The sequence below is a fragment of the Methanolobus psychrotolerans genome, from assembly GCF_002243045.1.
Classification (GTDB): Archaea; Halobacteriota; Methanosarcinia; order Methanosarcinales; family Methanosarcinaceae; genus Methanolobus; species Methanolobus psychrotolerans.
The window spans coordinates 74468-92603 of sequence record NZ_MBKP01000012.1; the positions used below are offsets into that span (position 1 = coordinate 74468).

At 42.3% G+C, this 18136-nt stretch carries 13 protein-coding genes; 8 read left to right on the forward strand and 5 right to left on the reverse strand.

Annotation, left to right across the window (positions count from 1 at the left end):
• The first annotated feature begins 6 nt into the window (after nt 1–6).
• The 8 genes from BB781_RS06145 to BB781_RS06180 all read left to right on the forward strand — a co-directional run bounded on the left by BB781_RS06145 (nt 7) and on the right by BB781_RS06180 (nt 12093).
• Nucleotides 7–2082: a copper-translocating P-type ATPase gene (locus tag BB781_RS06145; protein WP_242492557.1), complete on the forward strand. Its 2076-nt coding sequence runs from the start codon at nt 7–9 to the stop codon at nt 2080–2082.
• Between the two features lie 50 nt (nt 2083–2132).
• Complete coding sequence (locus BB781_RS06150) at nt 2133–3809, forward strand: hypothetical protein (RefSeq protein WP_129582646.1); 1677 nt, start codon at nt 2133–2135, stop codon at nt 3807–3809.
• A 109-nt stretch (nt 3810–3918) separates the two neighbouring features.
• A complete protein-coding gene (fhcD, locus tag BB781_RS06155; RefSeq protein ID WP_094227626.1) occupies nt 3919–4812 on the forward strand; it encodes a formylmethanofuran--tetrahydromethanopterin N-formyltransferase in 894 nt (297 codons plus the stop codon).
• Nucleotides 4813–5244: 432 nt separating this feature from the next.
• A complete protein-coding gene (locus BB781_RS06160) occupies nt 5245–5766 on the forward strand; it encodes a transglutaminase-like domain-containing protein (RefSeq protein WP_094227627.1) in 522 nt (173 codons plus the stop codon).
• Nucleotides 5763–8900, forward strand: coding sequence for a DEAD/DEAH box helicase (locus tag BB781_RS06165; protein ID WP_094227628.1), 3138 nt, complete (start codon nt 5763–5765; stop codon nt 8898–8900). The genes BB781_RS06160 and BB781_RS06165 overlap by 4 nt, the downstream gene beginning before the upstream one ends.
• Nucleotides 8901–8920: 20 nt before the next feature.
• Nucleotides 8921–9856, forward strand: coding sequence for an SWIM zinc finger family protein (locus tag BB781_RS06170; protein ID WP_094227629.1), 936 nt, complete (start codon nt 8921–8923; stop codon nt 9854–9856).
• An 84-nt stretch (nt 9857–9940) separates the two neighbouring features.
• Complete coding sequence (locus BB781_RS06175) at nt 9941–11248, forward strand: hypothetical protein (RefSeq protein ID WP_094227630.1); 1308 nt, start codon at nt 9941–9943, stop codon at nt 11246–11248.
• Nucleotides 11249–11475: 227 nt separating this feature from the next.
• Nucleotides 11476–12093 (forward strand): superoxide dismutase, encoded by a 618-nt coding sequence (locus tag BB781_RS06180; protein ID WP_094227631.1) that lies wholly within the window; start codon nt 11476–11478, stop codon nt 12091–12093.
• 77 nt (nt 12094–12170) lie between these two features.
• Here BB781_RS06180 and BB781_RS06185 read toward each other — a convergent pair whose 3' ends face one another.
• From BB781_RS06185 to BB781_RS06205, 5 genes are all read right to left on the reverse strand, one after another.
• Nucleotides 12171–13580, reverse strand: coding sequence for a TraB/GumN family protein (locus BB781_RS06185; protein ID WP_242492558.1), 1410 nt, complete (start codon nt 13578–13580; stop codon nt 12171–12173).
• Nucleotides 13581–13615: 35 nt separating this feature from the next.
• Nucleotides 13616–14707, reverse strand: coding sequence for a CBS domain-containing protein (locus BB781_RS06190; RefSeq protein ID WP_094227632.1), 1092 nt, complete (start codon nt 14705–14707; stop codon nt 13616–13618).
• 236 nt (nt 14708–14943) lie between these two features.
• The gene (mfnA, locus tag BB781_RS06195) at nt 14944–16089 is read right to left on the reverse strand and encodes a tyrosine decarboxylase MfnA (protein WP_094227633.1); all 1146 of its coding nucleotides are present in this window, start codon (nt 16087–16089) and stop codon (nt 14944–14946) included.
• A gap of 104 nt (nt 16090–16193) precedes the next feature.
• Nucleotides 16194–16892 carry an RAD55 family ATPase gene (locus BB781_RS06200; protein WP_094227634.1) on the reverse strand — a complete coding sequence of 233 codons (699 nt, stop codon included), beginning with the start codon at nt 16890–16892 and terminating at the stop codon, nt 16194–16196.
• On the reverse strand, nt 16870–18102 hold the full coding sequence (locus tag BB781_RS06205) for a hypothetical protein (RefSeq protein ID WP_094227635.1): 1233 nt from the start codon (nt 18100–18102) through the stop codon (nt 16870–16872). The genes BB781_RS06200 and BB781_RS06205 overlap by 23 nt, the downstream gene beginning before the upstream one ends.
• Nucleotides 18103–18136: the final 34 nt, after the last annotated feature.

An 18136-nucleotide genomic window follows, 5' to 3' on the forward strand; every position in this document is an offset into this window, starting at 1 on the left:
TAAAGTATGGAGCATCAAGATAGCGGCAAGCATGGTGATGAACATTCAATGCAAGAACAGGATGAACACATGGAACATGATGAACATAAAGGACACCAGGGACATTCCGATCATCATGCAATGATGGTACAGGATTTCAGGAAGAGATTCTGGATATCGCTTGTATTGACCATCCCTATACTCCTTCTCTCTCCCCTTATACAGGACTTCCTTGCTTCAGTTTCTGGTATCGTTGTTCCGTCATTTACAGGAGATACATATCTCCTCTTTGCTTTTTCCACTCTGATTTTCTTCTACGGAGGCTGGCCTTTCCTGAAAGGGATAAGGGATGAAATTACAGAGAAAAGTCCTGGTATGATGACGCTTATTGCGGTTGCCATCACCGTTGCATACAGCTACAGCAGTCTTGTGGCCTTCGGGCTTGCAGGCAAGCTTTTTTTCTGGGAACTGGCAACCCTGATAGATATCATGTTGCTTGGACACTGGGTGGAAATGAAGTCTGTGATGGGAGCTTCCATGGCCCTGCAGGAACTGGTGAAACTTATGCCATCAGATGCACATCTAATTATATCTGATGAAAAAGTAGATGATGTTCCTGTGAGTGAAATTAAAAAAGATGATAGGGTTCTTGTGAAACCCGGAGAGAAGATACCTGTTGATGGAATTGTTGTTGAAGGGCAGAGCTCTGTGAATGAGGCAATGCTTACAGGCGAATCAAATCCGGTTTCAAAGGAAAAAGGTGATATGGTAATCAGCGGAGCTATCAATGGGGAAGGCTCTCTTACAATTGAAGTTCAAAAGACTGGGAAAAACTCCTTCCTGTCCCAGATGCTTGATCTCGTATCACAGGCACAGCAAAGCAAATCAAGGACACAGAACCTTGCAGACAGGGCAGCCCGCTGGCTTACAATAATAGCCCTGACAGCCGGGACGATCACTTTTTTTGCATGGCTCAGAATGGCAAACACAGACCTTGCTTTTGCACTGGAAAGAGCGGTTACTGTGATGGTTATCACATGTCCACATGCCCTGGGACTCGCAATCCCTCTTGTTGTTGCAGTTTCGGCTGCAATTGGTGCAAGAAATGGATTGCTTATCAGGAACAGGACAGCATTTGAAAGAGCCAGGAATATCGATGCAATCATTTTTGATAAGACAGGAACGCTTACAAAAGGTGAGTTTGGTGTCATCGATGTCGTTCCTTTCGGTGAGGATATTGGAACTGAGGAAATACTGAAATATGCAGCCTCAATTGAATCTAATTCTGAGCACCCGATAGCAAAAGGAATTGTTGATTCCTCTTATTCTACCTACCCGGTCAGGAATTTCAGCGCCATTGCCGGGAAAGGGGCCAGGGGGACGGTTAATGGAAAAGACGTAAAGGTTGTAAGCCCAGGGTACCTGAAAGAAGAAGGTATCAGTTATCCTGGAGAGAAGTTAAAGGAGATAGCCAGCCAGGGAAAGACCATTGTTTTTGTCCTGATCGACGGGAAAGCTATTGGGTCCATTACGCTGGAAGACGTGATCAGGCCTGAATCAAAGAAAGTTGTCAGCAGGCTGAAGCAAATGGGAATCAACTGTTTCATGCTTACCGGTGACCAGAGCCATGTAGCTCAAAAGGTGGCAGGGCAGATAGGACTGGATGAGTATTTTGCAGGAATTCTTCCAGGAGAAAAAGCTTCCAGGATCAGAGAAGTGCAGGAGCGGGGGCTTACTGTTGCAATGGTAGGGGATGGTATCAATGATGCACCTGCGCTGGCACAGGCTGATATCGGAATAGCTATTGGTGCAGGTACTGATGTTGCAGTGGAAACAGCAGATATCGTACTTGTGAAAAGCAACCCTCTTGATGTACTGGCCATCATAGAACTTTCCCGCGCAACATATAGAAAGATGATACAGAACCTTTTCTGGGCGACGGGTTATAATGCACTTGCGATTCCCTTGGCAGCAGGAGTACTTTACCAGCATGGAATATTATTATCACCTGCTACCGGGGCAGTACTTATGTCATTGAGCACAATTATAGTTGCTATAAATGCCAGGTTACTGTCCATTGACAGGGGCAGAAATACAGTTTAATGCCGTTTAATTTCAATATATATATAAATAACCATGTACAATATATTCCCATGCAGATCCTGATACCGGACATTGTTGACACAGCCCTTATAAGTGGAGTAATATCGGTCTTCCTTATCGCAGACATTCTTATAAAGAACTACCTGAAAATTGATCAAAGGGATGTGGGGGCTGACCTTGCTATTGGCGCATTGGTAATTCAGCTTGGCTTCATTGCAACTTTGCTCATCGACCAACAGATGGATCATTTTTGGAATAACATTGTTCTTGCGATCTGTTTTTCATTTTTCTGGTTCATATGCCTCTGGCTGACCGCTAAGAAAGATCCTTTAACTGACATGTTTTCCTATACTATCGGAACATTTGCCCTGGCAGCATCAATTATGCATTTTCTGGGAACTTTCAAAGCTACTGGTATGACATTGCTGCTTGTATACTCTTTTATCCTGTCTGTTTTGGCTTTCCTTTTAGCTGACTACCTCAGGACAGAAGCAGTGAAATCTGATTTTGAGAAGCTTGTTAAGGACCTGCAGATCTATGACATGAATGAAAGTTACAGGAAACTGGAAGCAGGGAAAGAAAATATTGACCCCCTGCAACCTGTTATCGATGTTATTAGGGGGGCAATCAGGAACAACAATGACTTTGTTGCAACTATCGGACTCAAGGAAATTCCGAAACTGTGTTATAAAGTTTTAGCTTCAGGCGGTAACAAGAATCTTATCATAAAATATTTCAATAAGCATCTTTACCAGCTGGCCATCCTTGCAGAGGATGAAAAAGACAGGTTTGTACTGATGGAAGTTATCGATGCTTTCGGTTCTATAGGAAAGCAAAGCGCTATGGCTGATATGGAGATTTTTACCCTGCAAACCATAGACATGATGAACGGTTTTTTTGACATGCACAGGGAAAAAGAGGATTTCCGGCAACCTGATAGAATGACATTGATCAGGCGTTCTAAAGGTCCGGGGGACCTTGCTAACATAGCCAGAAAAAAAGTGATAGCAACCCCATTGCATAAACTTGCAATAGCAACAGGAGATATAGGAACTACATCTGCAAAAAAAGAGATGCTAGAGCCTACTGAAAAATCAGTCATTCTCTTGAAAAAAATAGCTCTTTATGCTGCGGAAAAACACGATACTGCTACAATGGACAATGTAAGGAAAGTCCTCCTGAGGCTTGCAGGGACAGTTGAGAGCAAGGGTCAAGAGCATCTGAAGAAACTGATAATCTATGCATTAAGGGATATCGGAATAAAAACTGTTCAGGAATCACCTGACAGGAAAAAGCATGAGTGTCTTGATAGGGTAATAGAGGCTTTGAAAGAAATAGGAGAAGTCTTTGGGGATGGGTCTATCCCTGATGTGACAGCAGCACTAAGAGATATAGGAGTAGTCGCCGCAAGAAAGCATTCCGATGAAAAGATTTCGGAGATCATTCCTGTAATGGAGCACTTCTGCACCATAGCGGCACAAAGAGACCTGGGGGAACAGGCATCACATGCTGTTCATGCCATACTTGATGTATGTGAGATCTCCATCCGTGAGCAGATGGTCGGGTCCACTGCAAGCTCCTCAAAGAGTCTTGCAAACCTCTCGAATATCGAATCTATTTCCGTTATTGTCAGTGAGGCTGTCTTTGAGATCGGGAAATACAGGGAAATAGACAGAGAAATGTTCGCACTTTTTGATAAGACATACCGCAAGTCAGGCGGGAGATAGGTTCCTTTTCGAAGAGTATATGTATTGTAATTGTGTTGTATTACGCTATAGTTACGTTGCATGTAACGGTTTAAAACTATAATTTCAACTTAAAGTAAAAGGGATTATTATGGAAATCAATGGAGTAGAAATCGAAGATACTTTTGCAGAAGCGTTCCCAATCAAAATTTCAAGAGTACTTATCACCGCAGCAACAAAACGCTGGGCTGAAGTAGCTGCACTTGAAGCAACCGGATTTGGTACATCTGTTATTATGTGCCCTGCAGAAGCAGGAATTGAAAAGTTCGTTGGTCCTGACCAGACCCCTGACGGAAGACCTGGTGTTTACATCCAGATCTGTACCTTCGGATACGAAGCACTTGAACACCAATTACTTGAGCGCCTCGGACAGTGTGTACTTACAGCTCCAACAACAGCTGTTTTCAACGGACTTCCTGATGCTGAGAAGCAGTTCAACGTCGGTTTCAAATTGAAGTTCTTCGGTGATGGAATGGAATCCGAAACTGAGATCGATGGCCGCAAGATGCACAGCATCCCTATCATGGAGGGTGACTTCCTCGTAGAAGAGAACATCGGTGCTGTAGCAGGTATTGCAGGCGGTAACTTCTTTATCTTCGGTGACAGCCAGATGACAGCACTCACAGCAGCAGAAGTTGCAGTGGACGCTATCAAGGACCTGGAAGGTACTATAACTCCATTCCCGGGAGGAATCGTTGCCAGTGGTTCTAAAGCTGGCTTTAACAACTACAAGTTCATGAAGGCAACTGCAAACGAGAAGTTCTGCCCGTCTATCAGGGACAAGGTCGAAGGCACCGAGATCCCTGAAGGTGTAAAGGCAGTTTACGAGCTTGTTATCAATGGCCTTGACGAAGACGCAATACAGAAAGCAATGAAAATGGGTATTGAAGCTGCTGTTGCAGTTCCTGGTGTCAAGAAGATCACCGCAGGAAACTACGGCGGAAAGCTTGGTAAATACCAGTTCCACCTGAAAGACCTCGTTTGAGGCTCTTTCTTTTTTCATTTTTATTATTTTTATTATTATATAGACAGTTTTTATTACATGGGTCATTTTGTCACTTTCTTTTGGACCTAGATAATATAACTCTTAGCACTAACACATGTTCAAATTATCAATATATTTATATGCAATACACATGTTAGTACAGTTAGACTGTTTTACTAAAAAACGTTCTACCTCCATAACTTCCCTAAAAAACCATTTTCTTATTTTTTTGCACTCCTAGACAGCCATATTTGAATTAGCATATTTGCTTACAGAAAGAATTATCAGAAATAATTAGAGCAAATTATAAATTACTGTCACTTTTTATTTTCGCCTGAAAAACGAGTATTTCGACAAATGATATTACATATGTCTGAATTGTAAGATTATCTGAGGCCAACATCGATTATCGATTTTGACCACCCGGCTGTTATGAAGAGGCTAAAGGAACTCGCCGGAAACAACCAGAACCCCATAGAGATAGCCAGATTTTGTTTCGAGTTCGTCAGGGACGAGATCAAACACAGCTATGATTACCGTATGAACCCTGTCACCCTGAAATCATCCGAAGTCCTTGAACACGAAACAGGTTACTGCTATGCTAAAAGCCATCTCCTTGCAGCACTTCTCAGAGCAAACTCAATTCCTGCAGGAATCTGTTACCGGCGCCTGAGTAGAGATGACAAGGGAGCACCATTTTGCCTGCATGCCCTGAACGCTGTTTATCTGGAAGATATTGGATGGTATCGAATGGATGCGCGAGGGAACAAGGAAGGAGTGAATGCACAGTTCAATCCTCCACATGAACAGCTTGCATATGAGATCAGGATTGAAGGGGAAACTGACCTGCCGGAAATATGGGCAGACCCGCTTCCGGTTGTTGAAGCTTTATGCAAGTACAAGAGCTATGATAAAGTTTATAATAATCTGCCTGATATTCCATTGATAACATGATAGTTCTGCACGGAATCTGGAAACCACCTGAAAACTTACATGAGCAAGGAAGTTTCGTCCTCTGGGGTGAGGATTCAACTGTTTTGCCAGTCAAACGCAGAGGACGTCCTCCAAAGGTAACCACTCATCGTGTCCATCCTTTTCAAGCCGGGGAGGAGGACCTCAGAAAAGCGATAGGGGCCTTGTATTCTGAGAGTGGTAGCATTATCAATGAAAAGATTATTTCCGATGATGTGCTACTTCTACTGCCTTCAAATCCTAGATCTCCACAAGCATCACCTGACCTGCTTCTGGACCGCTATGAAGATGGCGCAGTGGAGGACCTAGGTCTGTCACAATGGAAAGTAAATGGTCTTGGCATCCGGACAGAAAATGCAGTCTTGCTACTCAACTCTCTTTCAGAAGAAAGGATGGAAAAAAACGATACTATAATCGGGACTGACCTGCGGTTCTGGATCAAAGTTTCAAAATTCGCAATGGAACTTCTGTCAAAACAGCATTATGTACCAGGGATGGTTTTTTCGGGGGAAGAGACAGCATTCTCCCGGTGGCAGTATGTACTGAATGATAAGAACGACACAACTCGCTTTTCAATGCTTGTAGATTCGATGCCCCCTGTTTGCAGGGCACTCGTCCAAAACGGCATTTCGAGTACTTCAGAATCAGTCTTATCTGAATTTATCAACCATTCGATAGACAGTTGTATCCGAAAATGGATCAAAATTCCACAGATCAAATCAAAAAAGAGCATTGCTGGAGCATGGTTGCAATCTCTTGCAACCGGAGAACAGATTAAAGTCCATACATCGGATATCAAAAACCTGTACCTTTCTATACAATCCTGGGAGGCTCCTATTAAAGATATCGAAAAATCAGGGTTTCGCACATGCTTCCGCCTTGAACCCCCGCAAGAGAGGGATGAGAATGATTCAACCACCTGGAACCTGCGGTATTTCCTACAGGCTTCTGACGATCCAAGCCTGCTCGTACCTGCGGAAAAAGTCTGGATGGAATCAAGAGATACACTACAATTTCTAAACCGCAGGTTTGAGCATCCGCAGGAAAAGCTTCTTGCAGATCTTGGAAAAGCCTCAAGGTTATATTCTCCCATCGAAGATAGCCTGCATTCCGCAAGACCTGATTCAATGCAACTTGAAAACCGGCAGGCATATACTTTCTTAAAAGAAGCTGTGCCTTTGTTTACAGAAAGCGGATTTGGTGTACTCATACCTCCCTGGTGGAATAAAGGTACAACGAATGCAAAACTTGGCCTGAAACTAAAGGTTGAACCAAAGCGGGATGCTCCAACCCGTACAGGAAAATTCGGCTTCGGTTCGATCATAGAATACAACTGGCAACTTGCTCTTGGTGATAATACAATGAGCAAGGAAGAATTTGAAAATCTTGCAAGCCTGAAAGAACCGCTCGTAAGTGTGAGAGGACAATGGGTAGAGGTCAAAAAAGAAGAACTCGAAGCTGCCATTAAATTTTTCAGATCCAGAAATTCAGGTGAAATGAGGCTGGAAGAAGCACTGAGATTCGGCCTTGGACACGATGATTCCGGCATGAACCTTCCGGTAAGTGGATTTGTTGCATCCGGATGGCTATCTGAAGTGTTAGAACGTATGTCCGGTAAAGTGGGTCTACAAGAGCTCCCGCAACCACGTGGTTTGGCTGGAGAGTTGCGTCCTTATCAGATAAAAGGCTTCTCATGGCTTTCGTTCCTTCGTCTGCACGGACTTGGGGCATGTCTTGCTGATGACATGGGACTTGGGAAGACCATACAGATGCTTGCACTTTTATTGGCGGACAAGGAAGAAGGTATAGATAAACCGACACTGCTGATATGTCCTACCTCGGTTATCGGGAACTGGCACAGAGAAACAAATAAATTTGCACCCTCCCTCAATGTTCTGGTTCACCACGGTATTGACCGTATGAAAAAAAAGGACTTCCTTTCCGGAATTGCGGGATATGACCTTGTGATCAGTACCTATACACTGGCTTACAGAGACGAAGAATTATTCAAAGAAGTGGAATGGAATGCAGTGGTACTTGATGAGGCCCAGAACATCAAGAACCGATTTACAAAACAGTTCCAGGCAGTCAGAAGATTTAACTCGGGTTACCGTGTCGCTCTAACAGGCACCCCTGTTGAAAACCGCCTGTCTGAACTCTGGTCTATCATGGAATTCCTTAACCCCGGATATCTTGGTTTTGCAGAAGGATTCAGAAAAAGATTTGCACTGCCTATTGAAAGATACAAAGACAAGAATTCAGGAAAACTCTTAAAAAGTATCGTTTCACCATTTATACTTCGCCGCTTAAAAACCGATCCATCAGTCATAAAAGATCTGCCTGATAAAATAGAAATGAAAGTCCACTGCAACTTTACGAAAGAGCAGGCGACTTTATATGAAGCGGTTGTAAAAGAGATGCTCAGGAAAATAGAGGGATCTGATGGTATAGAGAGAAAAGGACTGGTGTTGTCAGCACTATTAAGGCTTAAACAGGTCTGCAACCATCCTGCACTGTTCCTTGGAGACGGATCCGCGCTGGCAAATCGTTCGGGTAAGTTGAACCGGATCACGGAGATGCTGGAGGAAGTAATTGCTGAAGATGATGCTGCCCTTGTCTTTACCCAGTTTGTGGAGATGGGGAACATGCTTAAGATGCATTTCCAGACGATCTTTGCCGAGGAAGTGCTTTTCCTGCATGGTGGAATATCCCAGAAGCAGAGGGAACAGATGATTATGCGTTTTTCAGAAAATAATGGCCCCAGGATATTCATACTCTCACTCAAGGCAGGCGGTGTCGGTCTGAACCTGACACGTGCCAACCATGTATTTCACTATGACAGATGGTGGAATCCTGCGGTTGAGAACCAGGCAACTGACCGTGCCTTCCGTATCGGGCAGACAAGGAATGTTCAGGTGCATAAGTTTCTTTGCGACGGGACCCTTGAAGAGAGAATAGATGAGATAATCGAAGATAAAAAAGCACTTGCTGAGAACATCATAGGTACGGGCGAAAGCTGGCTTACGGAGATGACTACCCAGCAATTACAAGAGTTATTCGCTTTAAGGCATACGGTAATAGAAGACGAGTTATATGATAGTAACGATGAGAAATAATGGGAGGTGCATGAGGATAAATGAGCTGGTCAAATGATTCCTGGAGAGGGTACAGTCCCTCAAAACCAATAAAAACAGATGGCGGCATAAAGACCAGAAGTAAAAGAGGAAGTATTGGAGATACCTGGTGGTCAAAGCGCTGGGTTAAAGTGCTTGAATCTTTCGGGTGGAGCAATCGGCTTGAACGAGGGAGACGATACGCCAGAAGCGGACAAGTCCTTTCTTTAAAATTTATACCAGGCAAGGTTACTGCAAAAGTCCAGGGATCGGCAAAGAATCCTTATTCTGTGAGTATAGAGATAGAGCCGCTTAATGAAAAGGAATGGGACAGGGTCGCAAATGAAATGTCTCAAAAGGCTATCTTTGCGGCAAAATTGCTTGCAGGCGAGATGCCACAAAATATAGAAGAGGCTTTTGATGAAGTAGGAGCTGCCCTCTTTCCCACATCGGATAAGGATATTCACACCAGCTGTTCATGCCCTGATTTTGCCAATCCCTGTAAGCACATTGCTGCAGTTTATTATCTGCTGGCCGAAAAGTTTGATAAGGACCCTTTTATGCTCTTTGAACTGCGTGGAAGATCTAAGGACGATATTATCGCAATACTCCGCAAAAAGCGTAGATGTAGTGATGAAAATACTTCAGAACTGGAAGTATTGCCGGATGTGTCATCAGACAAGAAAAACAAACATGAAGAAAAATTCTTGCCCATTGATGATTTCTGGTCAGGAAAGGATACCGGGTCTTTTTCAGTTGATATATCTCTACCTGAGATAGATGCATCAATCATAAAACGATTGGGAATACCGGGTTTCTGGGACCTAAAAGAAGATTTTATAGAGATAATGACAGACAATTACAAAGAGATAAGCAGACATGCGATTGAAATGGCATACTGGAATCCTAATGATAAAACTAAACAACAAAATATTAGCTCTGGCAGAAATCTGAAATAACAAACACTTAAAGACTACTTTTTCTCATGTTTTTAAGGTTTTTTACTATAGTACCACAAAAGAACTACAATAAATGGAAGCATCATGGAACGGATAGACAGGCTCAGCAAACTCCTGAGAAACACTCCTCTTAACGCATTCTTTGGATGGACAATGGTATTCCTGCTTTCCCTGCTGGGTATTGTGAACATGATGGATGGCAGGTTCATGTGGTTTGCTCTCATAGTTCTTGTCATATGCATCATAATAGCTCCTGCGATTATTCTGCACAAGCTCTCGGTGATGCCTTCGTGGTATTTCATAATATTAACGATCATACCCATCATAGGAAACACAACAGCTTATCATTTCTTTCTCACGGGCATACCCGTTTATTTCTCTGTGGCAACCATTGCACTGCTGCTGGCAGCAGAGATAAGCTGGTTCACTTCCGTGCGCATGCACTACAAGTTCGCCTTGTTACTGGTGGTGATAACGACACTTGCAATGTCCGGTCTGTGGCACCTGCTCCAGTGGGTGCTGGACGTTAACTTAGGAACAGCCTTTCTTCTTGACGGACGCTCACCTGAAGAGATCAATACTCATGTTATGCACAGGTTCATCTATGCCACCATAACAGGTATTGCTGCAGGGTTGCTCTTTGGCTGGTACTTCAGGAAGGTCAGACCAGGCGTTGGTATCGAATTTCCTCCACATGAATCCGCGAATACACAGGAATATACTACATCCAGACCGCCCGCACCTATCCGCAAGTTGCTCGGTATTTCTGATGAGAAGCAGAAGCTTGCAACAAGGATAATGCAGGCATGTCTTTTCATATTACTTATAGTGGCAGTATTTCTGAAAGACATGCCCACTGCCGTGAACGCAGTCGCAGGTCTGTCTATAACATTCGCTCCGGCTTTCATCAAGCATAAATACAACATCATCCTTGATCCCGGATTGACCTTATGGGTAACCCTTGCTATTTTCCTGGATGCCCTTGGGACCTTTGCGTTCTATGATAATGTAGCCAGATGGGACAATATCACTCATGCCCTCTCAGCCAGTGTTGTTGCTGCTGCAGGATATGTGCTGATAAGAGCTATCGACATCTATGTAGAGGAGATATACATACCACCTAAAGTACTGTTCCTTTTTATCCTCTTGTTCGTACTTGCAACCGGAGTGGTATGGGAAATACTGGAATTTTTGACCGACGAACTGACCACAAGGCTCGGTTACAAGGCCATACTGGCCCAGCACGGTATCCATGATACAATGGTAGATCTGGTATTCGACCTTCTTGGAGCCATCCTTGCAGCTACCTGGGGAACTGCTTATCTTTCAGACATATCTTATCGGCTTGCAGACAAGTTCGAAGAGATATCTGCCAGAAAGAATACTAAGTAAGAAATGAGATATCAGGCGACCTTTGGGTCCATAGGTTTATATCAATATTGCCTGATATTATTTTATAGGACTACATTTGCTTTTTGATTCCAAAAAGAATTAGAATTGTATCTGGGGAAATACAATGCAAAATAGTCAGATACAGTTGCTCTGTATAACAATGCAAGGGAGTAACCAGCGGTATCTGAAAGAGCTTTTGCTATAAATGATTTATAAAGGGAGGAAATATGACTAAAGAATTGTATAAATTGCCTGAACTGAAATATGGTTATGCAGACCTGGAACCGTATATTTCAGAAGAACAATTGCGGATCCATTACGAAAAGCACCATCAATCCTACGTAAATAATGTGAATTCATTACTACAGATGATGGAAAAGGCAGTAAAAGACGGAACTGAATATGATTCGAAAACAACTGCCAGAACCATGTCCTTTAATCTGGGAGGGCACGTACTTCACAGTTATTTCTGGTGGGAGATGACTCCTGCAGAAAAAGCAAGTGAAGAACCTGTTGATGAATTATTTGATGCGATAAAGGAAGATTTTGGAACGTTTGAAAGATTCAAAAGTGATTTCTCGAAAATAGCCTCAACTGTCGAAGGTTCAGGCTGGGCAGCACTGACCTTCTGTACCGATACCAAAAGACTCGGTATCATGCAGATAGAAAAACACAATGCAAATATTATACCGGATTTCCCGATAATCATGGCCATAGATGTGTGGGAACACGCCTACTATCTGGACTATAAGAACGAGAGAGGTAAGTTCATAGAAGCATTCTGGAACATTGTTGACTGGGAAGAATTGAACAAGTGGTTCGTGAAGATCTACAACCTTAAGTAGAATAACATGATCTCTGAGGATGCTATCTTCAATATCAAATAGCAGTATCATCAGAGATTATTCAAACTTTATTTTAATCATCCCATTCCAAGAGCTACAAGTCCGGCACTGATGCCATTCCTTATCAACTCTTGAGGATCAATGCCTGTGACCTCAAGCATTACATAGACACCAAGGAAAGTACCTATCATACTTCCAAGATTTGCTAGAGCTGCCACAAGTACGACACGGAATAGATTGTTATTCATCATGTCTGAAGTTGTTTCGATCTCAACCAGTTCCTTGAAGTCATCTGTGGTAGGACTGCGGTATTTGGCTTCTGTGAGACCTGCAAACCACCCTGCTGCCATCATCGGGTTTAAGGACGTCAGCCATGCAACTGAAAAAGCAGTGAGTACAGAATAGGGGTGACCTCTTGCAAGCATAGCACCTGCAGCGCTGAGAACTCCATTTATTATGAACCACCATGCAAATGCAATAGCAAGCTTTTCAAGAGGAACCCCTGATAAGATCAGCAAAGCGAAAGTTCCAAGGGCGATGGCTACAACAGCAGCTCCGAATAATTTCATTATGCTAAAACGCTTTTTTGGCGCTTCAACTGCATAGTTGCCCTGGGGAATTGTTTTTGGATTCTCAAGATAATGCTGGATGCCTGCTCTGTGACCTGCACCTATTACAGCGACTATTTTTTTGTTGCCACCTGCAGCAGCCTTTACAAGGTTGTTAGCCATGTATGCATCCCTTTCATCTATAAGGACTTTGACAGCGTTGGGTGAGGATTCCCTGAACTCTTCTACAAGCATGGAAACCATGTCCTGGTTTGTGATAGTTTCCATATCTATATCCTGAGTGCCGCCAATACCAAGAACTGCAGCTATAAGACCACCAAGCATCTTGAGTTTCTCAATGAAACCCATTTTGCTCCAGAAACGCTGCAAAGTGATCTGTACATCTCTGTCAATGAGAAGGACCTGTGCTCCACTTGCTTCTGCAGCTTCAATAGCGCTTATCATTTCAGCGCCCGGCTGGATACCCATCTGGTCAGCAAATTTCTTCTGGATATGGGCCAGCAACATGTGTACAAGATAGAAATAGACCTTACCTTCCTTGAGAAGCTCTTTTATCGGTATATCACTGTTCTTGACATTACCTTTGATGGCTTCGTATCGGGGACGGCAAAGTTCCACTGCAACGATATCCGGTTTTTCCCTTTCGATAGTTGCGTTTACTTCCCTGACACTCTTTTCAGATACATGAGCCGTACCTACAAGTATTATCTCGCTGGGCTTTTTTGTATCTTCAGAACCTGGACCCGAAATAGATTCTTCAGTTTCTATAAGCTCTTTTACCACTTCTATCTCAGTTGGGCCTGAGCTTGAAAATGTTGGATTCCCCGCATTTCCTTCCAAATACAGATTACCACCTGTGGAAGTGTAATCATAAGCGGAAACATTCTCCTGTGAATCATTTAAATTATCATGTTTCAATGTAGATCCTCTTTTAAAACTACTTAGAACTACTACTACTCACTCAATAACATCAACGACCGCATGAGATCTGACCTGGAAAGAATACCAGTGACATTTTCATTGTCTATTACCAGGACACGGCCTATATTGTTGATAGTCATTATTTTGAACGCTTCTGCCGCATTGGCACCGGAAGGAAGCGAAATCACATTCCTTGTCATGACATCGGATACAAGGGTCGCATAGCGCTCATGCGGAAGGACATTACGTATGTCTGTAAAGGTCACAATCCCTTTTAAAGAATTGCCCTTGATCACAGGATATCCAAGATGTTTATTCTCAAACATGAAATGTGAAAGTTCCTCAACTGTCATTTCAGGAGGGACAGAAATTACTTCCTTTGACATTATATCTGCAACTCTATACTTCTCAAGACTTACGGTCACAGTTGTGGATTTGTCTTCTTCGGATGCACCCATGAAAACGAAAAAAGCTATCAAAATGAGCCATGGATTTGAGAATAATCCAACTATTGCCATCAAAAAAGCGAACATCTTACCAATATAGGCAGCGTAATGAGTTGCTTTTACATAGCTCATCCTTTTTGCATACCAGGCACGAAGAAGCCTTCCTCCGTCCATCGGGAAAGCAGGAAGCAAATTGAAAAGCGCGAGTACTATATTGATGGAAGCCAGGATACCCACCATCAGGTAAATTGGAGTGGTGCTGTAAGTTGGTATGGATGAAACAGCCAGTATGTTCAATCCAAGAAGACCAAAACCTATGATCAGGCTCACCAGCGGACCTGCAAAAGCCATTTTGAATTCCTGGGAAGGGTCCCTCGGGATCTCTTCCATGGAAGACACTCCACCAAACAGCAGTAGTGTTATGTCCTTAATTTTAACACCGTAACTCTTGGCCATATAAGAATGACCCAGTTCATGAAGTAGGATGCAGCCAAATAACAGTATTGTTGTCAAGAGAGAGAGAGCATAACTCTTGGTGGTCGAGCCAATATCTGCAAAACCATAAGGTTGCGGATTTGTCGCAAAAACAAGAGCGAATACGGGAAGTATCAGCAAGAAAGTGATGTGTAGCTTAATAGGTATCCCCATTATGCTTCCAATCTTGAATGAGCTTTTCATGACAACATGTTAGATGGATTCATATTTATCTTTATCTTATTTTTATCTGAAGTTAAATTTGCTGAATGAGATGTACAGAATACTTTCACTCCGCTTGGCTTAAGAGTATATGTGGAAAAGTCCTATTCATAATTAAGACAGGCCTGATGAACACACGTCTTACAAGCTTCAAGGCAAGGTGCCATCAAGCCTTATCCCCTCAATTGTCATCCCGTTTGTTATCTCGTCAATTTTGGTTAAATTGTCTGGAGAACCTTCTCCAGGTCTTTTACAAAAGAATCTATCATTTCAAAAGTTACATGAGGCATGATCACAAGGCGCAAGCCATGAGGTTTCTGGGTGATAGAAACCTGCCAGTTGAATTCTTTTGCCAGCCTGCTTCTGACAAGATCAGGTTTGGAGACTTTCAGTGCAACTACGTTCATGACAGGTTTTAATAAAGGATACACATTGATCCCTGCCAGACGGTCCATAAGATAATGAGTTAATTCCATACATCCGGACACTTTTTCCCGGTAGCCTTCTTTTCCAAGGAAGCTCATAACAGCATATGTTGCTGCCACTGCAGCTCCACTTCTGGTCCCTGTAAGAGTATACTGAGTCGAAACTGTGAGGTAAGGTGTTTCTGCCTTGAGGCTTTCCAGATGTTCATTGGTCCTGAACAGAAGCACGCCGGATGGTATTGTACTCATGCCCATTTTATGAGGGTCAATAGCTATTGAAGTAACACCCGGTAAAATAAAATCAAATTCACATGACATTTCAAGAAATGGAAGGACAAATCCTCCAAAAGCAGCATCGATATGCAAGAAAATATTGTTTTCCAGTGCAATTTCAGAAAGTCTGGCTATCGGATCGACCTGGCCAAATTCTGTTGAGCCTGCTATAGCAACAAGACCTATCGTATTCTCGTCTATAAGAGATTTAACGGAATCTATAGACACTTTAAGATCATCCTCAAGACTTGCTTTTCTGAGTTCGACATCGAGAATATCTGATACTTTGTCAAATGAAAAATGAGCTGAATCCGGCACAACAAGATTGGGTTTTTCGCATTTTGACTTCTGGATGAAAAGATTCCTCATGGAACGGATAGCCTGTATGTTTGATTCAGTCCCACCTGTGGTCATGTAACCTGATGCACCCGGATGATGCAGAAGGTTACTTAGCATACTGAGTACCTCCTTTTCAAGATTGGATGTTCCTTTGAAAAGCCCAAAATCACCCATATTTGATTCTATGAACTGCATATGAGCTTCAACCGCTACTCTATGCGGATAGGTGCACATGGAACTCAGCACACGTTCATATTTCAGGTCCTGACTTTTTGAATCGTTTAAAATGTTGCGTATTTTCTCTTCAGATAGGCCAGTTTCGTTCATTTGATATATGAATACTAGAAGATGCTTAAAAAAATTGTGTTGCACGCATAGCTTGAAAAATAGGTGACAGTCCGTAATGGAACTGCTTTGATACCGGTATAACGTTATGATATACCTTTGTATATCTTCAAACCTTTATCTGAAACTGTGACTACCCATGGATCCATACTATGCGTAGCAGCACGCATCTTAAGGACCTTCATAAAACGGTAAGATACATTCTGCTTAGATGCAATTCCAAGTTCTATTATCCCATCTGCAAGGTAACCTTCAATACCTGCCTTGGGCTGTCCAGGATCAAGAGTATTGAAGGTTTCAAATATTACAAAAGATGTCAGATCCTCTCTGCGTAGCGGTTCAAACAAATGATACAGACGCTTGCGCATTTCATCTTCCCGTTCATCCATCAGTGAATATAACGCTCCAAGAGAATCAAGTGCTACACAGGTGAACTTAGGGCCCCATTTACTTTTGTATTGCATAATCTGAGTCTCAATGGTATTTATAAGATCCTGGGAGTATTCATCAAACTGCAAGCGATAATCACTGTAATCCAGGATACCCAGTTTATCCGTCAGCTTTACCCCCATATGTTCCATATTTCTCATGTGATTTGCTTTACTTTCTTCAAGAGTGATGTAAAGACCATATTCATCAGCACCTTCAAGATAATTGGAAAGCATAGAGAATGTCACGCCTGACTTCAATGTTCCCGGAGCACCCGTGATCAATACCACACTATTCTTTGGGATGTCAGTAAGAAATACTTTGTTCAATCCTTCAATCGTATCTATAAACCTCATTTACATCACCCAGTTTATCCATCATCTTTTTTTTCGCATAGTTCTTTTCAAATTCCCTGAGTCTTTCTGATTCAAAAGATCTCAGCATGGAAGAATTCGCTATCTTTTCATTAATATGATTCCTGATGATTTTCAGGGATTTTGGAAATAAATTGAATTCAACATCAATTAGTCCGCTTTGTATCATGTGATTTATTTTAGATTCAATAGCAAACGATTCTATACCACATAAATATGCCAGAGCTTTTTTGTCCTTCACTCCGAGGTAAATTGCACTAACAAGTCTGAATATACTGTCCTCGTTCTGATCAATAGCATCAGACAAAGCAAAAGAAATTGAGTTTTCAACAGAATCCAGAGTAATCATTACATCGTTTATGGTATGCATGAAGAGACTGACCAGACCAATGTTTTTTTCTTCTATTTTTACTGATTTTATTTGATCCAGGGGAATGAACTGCCATAAACACTCAGTATTTACATGGCCTATAAGCGAAGATGTACCAAATTTCCAGACAAGTTTATTCATCTTTTCCGTAGCTTTGAAACTATTTGTATGATTCCAGCATTTTGCTATCTCCTGGAATGATGAATTCAGATCTTTTCCAAGAGTACCTTCACCTTTTCCCTTAAGCCCTTCAATTATTGCAGATCCTGTAGGAGTAACATATGCAAATTCATCTACCAGATCTCTTTTTTTTAAAACTTCAAAAGCATGCTTTAGCAGAAGTTTATCCCTGTCAAATATAGGAAGTAATACATCCATGTCTGTAATACCGGATGAAAGCAAGAACAACAGCCTGATCTGTTCCGGTTTGAGCTGACCATATACTGCATCAACGCTAAAACCAAGTAATGTCAGCAGATATGATTTTAAATTTTCAATATTAACCTTATCACCGGTAAAAATCATGCTGGAGGTCACATAACCTGTTCCAAACAACGATAATTTTTTGTAATCTACCACAATGTAACTTGAATGCCTGCTTGATGATACTATCTTATTGACAACGGATTTGGGCAATTTTCTGTCTACCAGTTCCACTGCTTTTAAAGGAATAGTATCCCACCCGCCTTCTTTAGGTAACCATATATCCTGATTGGTTATTCCCACTTTCCCATGTATCCATTGGGAACCGGAGATGGCTATATTGGTTACAAGCTGAGGGATATCGGATACATAATCCAGTTCAATTTCTGAATAATCCATTGAATATCCTCATTTTTGATTATCTTTCGGCAAG